The 5,738-nt window shown below is 40.0% G+C and carries 10 protein-coding genes, 2 tRNA genes, 1 other RNA gene and 1 pseudogene; 12 read left to right on the forward strand and 2 right to left on the reverse strand.

Annotation, left to right across the window (positions count from 1 at the left end; all coding sequences use genetic code 11):
* From B4H32_RS04595 to B4H32_RS04625, 7 genes are all read left to right on the forward strand, one after another.
* Positions 1-255, forward strand: a 255-nt coding sequence (locus B4H32_RS04595) for a hypothetical protein (protein WP_286800395.1), incomplete at its 5' end; no start/stop codon positions are given.
* Positions 242-370 (forward strand): hypothetical protein, encoded by a 129-nt coding sequence (locus B4H32_RS04600; protein WP_262572252.1) that lies wholly within the window; start codon positions 242-244, stop codon positions 368-370. The genes B4H32_RS04595 and B4H32_RS04600, both read left to right, overlap by 14 nt.
* 72 nt (positions 371-442) lie before the next feature.
* Entirely contained in the window at positions 443-727 is a 285-nt protein-coding gene (locus tag B4H32_RS04605; RefSeq protein WP_004676536.1) for a hypothetical protein, read from the forward strand.
* A 7-nt stretch (positions 728-734) separates the two neighbouring features.
* Positions 735-1,109, forward strand: coding sequence for a DUF4124 domain-containing protein (locus tag B4H32_RS04610; protein ID WP_004682833.1), 375 nt, complete (start codon positions 735-737; stop codon positions 1,107-1,109).
* Positions 1,110-1,165: 56 nt separating this feature from the next.
* Positions 1,166-1,579: a hypothetical protein gene (locus B4H32_RS04615; RefSeq protein ID WP_286800398.1), complete on the forward strand. Its 414-nt coding sequence runs from the start codon at positions 1,166-1,168 to the stop codon at positions 1,577-1,579.
* Between the two features lie 12 nt (positions 1,580-1,591).
* Entirely contained in the window at positions 1,592-2,137 is a 546-nt protein-coding gene (locus B4H32_RS04620) for a hypothetical protein (RefSeq protein ID WP_004682829.1), read from the forward strand.
* Between the two features lie 126 nt (positions 2,138-2,263).
* On the forward strand, positions 2,264-2,581 hold the full coding sequence (locus B4H32_RS04625; RefSeq protein WP_004682827.1) for a hypothetical protein: 318 nt from the start codon (positions 2,264-2,266) through the stop codon (positions 2,579-2,581).
* Here the strand turns inward: B4H32_RS04625 and smpB are convergent.
* Positions 2,510-2,986, reverse strand: a complete 477-nt coding sequence (gene smpB, locus B4H32_RS04630; protein WP_004682825.1) for an SsrA-binding protein SmpB — start codon at positions 2,984-2,986, stop codon at positions 2,510-2,512. The genes B4H32_RS04625 and smpB overlap by 72 nt on opposite strands.
* 129 nt (positions 2,987-3,115) lie before the next feature.
* On the opposite strand from smpB, the gene coaD reads away from it, so the two are divergent.
* The 5 genes from coaD (at position 3,116) to B4H32_RS04655 (ending at position 4,721) form a co-directional block, all read left to right on the forward strand.
* Positions 3,116-3,607, forward strand: coding sequence for a pantetheine-phosphate adenylyltransferase (gene coaD / locus B4H32_RS04635; RefSeq protein WP_004676544.1), 492 nt, complete (start codon positions 3,116-3,118; stop codon positions 3,605-3,607).
* A complete protein-coding gene (locus B4H32_RS04640) occupies positions 3,608-3,871 on the forward strand; it encodes a YfhL family 4Fe-4S dicluster ferredoxin (RefSeq protein ID WP_004676546.1) in 264 nt (87 codons plus the stop codon).
* Positions 3,872-3,897: 26 nt separating this feature from the next.
* Positions 3,898-4,254: RNase P RNA component class A (rnpB, locus tag B4H32_RS04645), an RNA gene on the forward strand.
* Between the two features lie 62 nt (positions 4,255-4,316).
* Positions 4,317-4,393, forward strand: a tRNA-Met gene (locus B4H32_RS04650).
* 251 nt (positions 4,394-4,644) lie between these two features.
* A tRNA-Met gene (locus tag B4H32_RS04655) sits at positions 4,645-4,721 on the forward strand.
* A gap of 102 nt (positions 4,722-4,823) precedes the next feature.
* Here B4H32_RS04655 and B4H32_RS04660 read toward each other — a convergent pair.
* Positions 4,824-5,717: pseudogene (locus B4H32_RS04660) on the reverse strand (hypothetical protein); the annotation flags it as partial.
* Positions 5,718-5,738 lie beyond the last annotated feature (21 nt).

The raw sequence follows: 5,738 nt of genomic DNA on the forward strand, positions 1-5,738 counted from the left end.
ATCGGGAAAATGGTGACTTCGCTTGACCCACAAGCTTTCTCAAAACATATTGCAAATCAGGATGTGATTGCTGAACTGGTTTTAAAAATCATTCAAGTGAATGAAGCATTCTTTAAGAAAGAGAAACAACAAAGTAGATCAAAAACCGAGGTCAATGAGTCCACCTGGTTTGATTCGATTCAATACTTGATTGGTTGCGGTCATAGACCAGATGATATTTTAACGATGTCATGGCGCATTTTTGAAATACATTGAAGCGGCTCAAAAAAATGAGCTACAGAATATTAAAAATACTGCTGTGGCGGTGCGTATTGCGATGCAATCAAATAAACAGGAGTGGGATAAGACCATAAAACAATTAGAAAAATAATGAAAATCTGTTAATGACTTCATTTCGATCATTTGTTAAATTGTGTGAGATTAATAACAATCGGATAACACAATGAAAAAGTTTTTATTATTAGGGGTTGTTTCCTTTTTATTATCTACAAGTGTATTTGCGCGTGAAACTAATTCAATGCGTTCATCTACCGAACTTGTGACAGTTGGTGATAGTGAAGAAAGTTTGCTGCAAAAGATGGGCAAACCTAGACCAAGATTTTTTGTCTATGAAGATGGACGTTTTTCTTGTGCTGCTACAGAATATAAGTACGATATTGATATGCAAGCCTACACGGTTTGGGTGTGTAAAGGTCAGATATTTAAAATTGATGTGAAGAATAAGTGAGAAGAAGATGAAAAAACTAATAATTGGTTTTTCTTTAATCTTGTTTTCTGCCACTTCTAATGCTCAAGTTTATCAATGCAAAGTTAATGGGAATTCAGTTTTTCAGGATAAGCCGTGTAAGGACATAAAAGCAAAACAAAAGGTTTCCTGTTTGAACTATGGGCAAGAAGTTAATTTTAAGGATAAATTAAAGGAAGAATGTATAGAATCATCATCGAATTATAGTGGTTATGGTTCTTCTGCTTCGAGTTATAGAACAAATTACACTGGCGCATCCTCAAGTTATAGCGGTGATAGTCGAAGTAAAAATCAGTATGTTTCTGGTTATTCAAGAAAAGATGGCACCTATGTACAGCCATATCATCGCGCATCAAAAAGGTAAATTATAAGATGTCAAATTGTCCTAGCTGTGATTCTAAAAATACTAAAACTTTAGCTATGATTTGGGCAGGTGGAAGTAGAACTGGTCAAAGTGGCTTCGGCGGTGTTAGTGTTTCTACAAGCGGTCGAATATCTGTTGGAGGTGGTCGTGGGCGATCTGCATCACAATCACATCTGGCTGCTGGGTGTGCGCCACCAAAAAATAGCTCAATGCCAAAGATTGTGGTTGTGGTATTATTTTTAATGTTCGCCATGCCATTACTAAAAGGGGCTTTAAGTGTTTTTTCAGAGCCTAAATTAATGGATGGTATTTTAAATTTTATTATCTGTGCTCCGCTGTTGGGTTTATTAATCTGGGGCTTAATTAAGCTTTATGCAAAAATGGAATCCCAAAACAAAACAGCACTATCCAACTATTCCAAAACATGGATGTGTTTGCGTTGTGGAACTCAGTTTAAGCCTTATGACTAATGATGCGGTGTTATGAATAGAATTTATATTATTTTGATTATTATTGTTCTGATAATGATTGGCGTAGTTTGGAAATCAAATAGTGATCGAAAAGCGAGAGAAGAAGCTTTAGCTCAGCAAACACAGCAACATAATCAAAAAATGGCACAGATTGAAGCTGAAAATCAAGCAAGATTAGCTCAAGAAGTTCGAGATAAAGCCCAACAAGAACAGAGTCGTATTGAACCTAGTGATAAGATAGAGCCTGAACAGAATACGGTTAATAGTGAGCCTCCCAGCAAAAAAGCCGCAATAAGTAATGAGGAGTTATCATCTCGATGCAAATCAATGTCAGAATTAGCAAGAATTATTATGCAGAAACGGCAAGATGGAGTACCAATGTCGGAGATAGTTGAAAAGGTTGTAAATACCACACCTCAACCACTTCAAGAAGTCTTAAGGCTAACGGTTATTAGTGCATATGATAAACCAAGATTTAACACGCCTGAGATTCAACAAAAAACTATATTGGATTTTGAGAATGAATCTTATCTAACTTGCACAAAGGCTGGAAGTTGATTTATCTTGAAATGTAAGCCCGACCAATAGTCGGGTTTTTAATACCTAATTCAACCAACAAACCGTAATACGTTTTAAACGAACCTGTCAGCAATGGCAGGTTTTTTATGCCTAAAGGAAAGTTGTATGGCTACAAATAGCTTAGATTTCTTATTGAACTTACAAGCCAACACAACAGGCTTTGACCAAGGAATTAACGGCGCAAAGTTTGCTGTTAATGCGCTTGTGGGCGCAATGGCTGCGCTTGGAATGGGGTTAGGCGTAAAGGAACTAGCAGAAGCAGCTGATAGCTACGCAATGCTCTCCGCAAAGATTCAACAATCAACAAAAGATAGCGGAAACTTAGAGGTGGTCCCACTTTTTTTTAGAAAATTATTTATGCAACATCCTTGCCTTATCCCTTTGCCAGTCACGATCTTTTTCGGTGGCACGCTTGTCATGTAACTGCTTACCTTTCACTAGCGCAATTTCCAGCTTAACCAAATGACCTTTCCAATAACAGGCAAGCGGCACACATGAATAACCTTTTTGATTCACTGCACCCAAAAGCTTTTCCAGCTCACGACGAGACAAAAGCAACTTACGGGTACGTGTTGATTCAGGAACCACATGCGTTGATGCAGACAATAACGGCTGAATTTGTGAACCAAATAAAAAGGCCTCACCATTTTTAAAGATGACATAACTTTCGGAAAGTGTCATACGCCCCGCACGCAAGGACTTTACTTCCCAGCCTTGGAGAGACATACCTGCCTCAAATTTTTCTTCAATAAAGTAATCGTGGCGTGCTCTTTTATTTTGAGCAATCGTGCCACCACTATGTTTTTTTACGACTGTTGCTTTAACCATAATTCAAACTTCCACAATTGCATCTATTGTGCCGTAAAACGCAATCTATTTCCATCATTTAGGAATTTCGCGTTTAGCCCGAACATTTGTTAAAATACACCCCTTATCTCATTCATTAGAGTACAACGCATGTCTAAAACACGTGTGATTTATCCAGGGACTTTCGATCCAATTACCAATGGACATGTTGATTTGGTTGCAAGGGCATCAAAAATGTTTGATGAAGTTGTGGTGGCCATTGCAATTGGACATCATAAAAATCCAGTGTTTAGTTTAGAAGAACGTGTTGAACTCGCAAAAGCATCACTGAGCCATTTGAATAATGTTGAGTTTGTGGGTTTTGATGGCTTGTTGGTCAATTTCTTCCGTGAGCAGCGTGCAACAGCGGTACTCCGTGGTTTAAGAGCAATTTCAGATTTTGAATATGAGTTCCAGTTGGCCAATATGAACCGTCAGCTTGATCCACATTTTGAATCTGTATTTTTAACACCCTCAGAGCAATTCTCATTTATTTCATCGACGCTGGTGAGAGAGATTGCCCGTTTAAAAGGTGATGTGAACAAGTTTGTGCCTGCCGTTGTGGTTGAGGCATTTGAACGAAAACATCAACAAGGTTGGTAAATGTCCTTATATATTACAGATGAATGCATTAACTGTGATGTCTGTGAACCTGTATGTCCGAATGAAGCCATTTATATGGGTGAGCTGATTTATGAGATTCACCCTGCACTTTGTACAGAGTGCGTAGGCCATCATGATCAGCCACAGTGCCAGTTGTTTTGCCCAGTCGATTGTATTCCCCTTGACCCTCAGCATGCTGAATCCCATGATGAGCTCATGGATAAATATAAGAAGCTGACTGCACAAAAAAATGCGAGCAATTAATTGCTAACTTTGATAAGATGCGCCACGAAGTGGGCTGGACGGTCGCCGCTGTGGAGGTCTTCGTGACTGAAGCAGGGGAGGAAAGTCTGGGCTTCAAAGGGTAAGGTGCTAGGTAACGCCTAGGCAGCGTGAGCTGACGACAAGTGCAGCAGAGAGTAGACCGCCTCATTCGTGAGGTAAGGGTGAAAGGGTGCGGTAAGAGCGCACCGCATGGCTGGCAACAGTTCATGGCATGGTAAACTCCACCTGAAGCAAGACCAAATAGGAATCCATTAGGTGTGACCCGCATCGGATTCGGGTAGGTCGCTTGAGCGTATGAGTGATTGTACGCCTAGAGGAATGATCGTCTTCGACAGAACCCAGCTTATAGGCCCACTTCCAAGATTTTTTGAAAAATACGCTTGACGTATGTAGTGAAAGTTAAGATAATGCGCCCACAGTTTTTGGCTATGTAGCTCAGTTGGTTAGAGCACCGCACTCATAATGCGGGGGTCACAGGTTCAAGTCCCGTCATAGCCACCATTTTATAGACCACGCTCCTGCGTGGTCTCTTTTTGTCTGTTGTTTTTAAAATATGCTGTGCTGTTCAGGATATCAATTTTCTCACTGTATAAAAGACATGCTTTCCCTGGATTTTTAGGCTGATTTAAATGTTTGTTGAAATTTGATCAGTTGGAAATTAAAAGACTAAAAACTGCGCATATGTTTCGTGTTTTCAAAACCATAGACTTGACCAGCTATACGGAACACTAGATAATGCGCTCACAGTTTATGGCTATGTAGCTCAGTTGGTTAGAGCACCGCACTCATAATGCGGGGGTCACAGGTTCAAGTCCCGTCATAGCCACCATTTTAAAAAACCACGCTCCTGCGTGGTTTCTTTTTATCTATATGATGCTGCCTGTTATTGTCGTTTCAAACCAAAACAGCGTTGTTCTGGTTTATGTAGAGGCTATAAATGTTTTTCGATGGTCGCCAAGGTCTGTGGGCTTTCGTAGAACGGTTTTAGAATTAATGTAATGATTGGCTCTAATACACCATGCTCGTCTAAAGCGGCTACAACTTTTGGATAAAAACGTACAGCCTCATTGAGTAAATCTGTGTCTTCCAGACCAATTGCTGCAAAAATATCTTCCAGACTTTCATCTTTATAGAAATCATAAAAGACTTTTACACCGTACAGGATCAGCTCTTGTATGAAAGAGGACTGGCGTAATTCTTTCCAGTATTCATAGATCATCACAAAGAATTCTTCAACATCCAATGGAGTCACCTGTTTGGTGTATTCTGATAGCGGCTTGGCCTTGTTATCATCCCAAACATTGCGGGCAAGACTTTCCATGTCATCATTAGACAGTAGGCTTAAATCAGCCAGTTGCTCCTGAATAAATTTGCCTATGCTTTCTTCCAGTTTCTGCTCAATTCGTTGTTGCTGGCGGTATGAAAAGCTTTTTAGTTTTTGCTGCCATTCATACTTGCTTTCAGATATTCTGTCTTCATCAGCCTGTGAAAACAGTTTTGGCAACTTGTTCTGCAAGGTTGTGGTGGCCATGTACTGGCACAATTGCTCAATAGAGGGACTTTCTTTAAGGAAGTGGTTGAGATAGTGGCGGATATTTTCCAGTTCCAGAAATTTGGAAAGCCATATTTCAAACTGCTGATCTGAAAATAAGTCTTGTAATTCTGCTGAAGACTGTAAAGAAAAAACATGCAGCCGTTGAGCAATCTCACCAATAAATTCCAGTAACCCTGCACCAAGCTGCATTTCAAAGGCATAACGCTTAACGACAGCCTGAATTTGCTCCAGTTCAACAACTTCCCTGAGTTGGATGTCTGGCGCATGTTGTTTGACATCCTCCCCCACCTA

Source organism: Acinetobacter sp. UBA2063 (assembly GCF_002333245.1).
GTDB lineage: Bacteria > Pseudomonadota > Gammaproteobacteria > Pseudomonadales > Moraxellaceae > Acinetobacter > Acinetobacter parvus.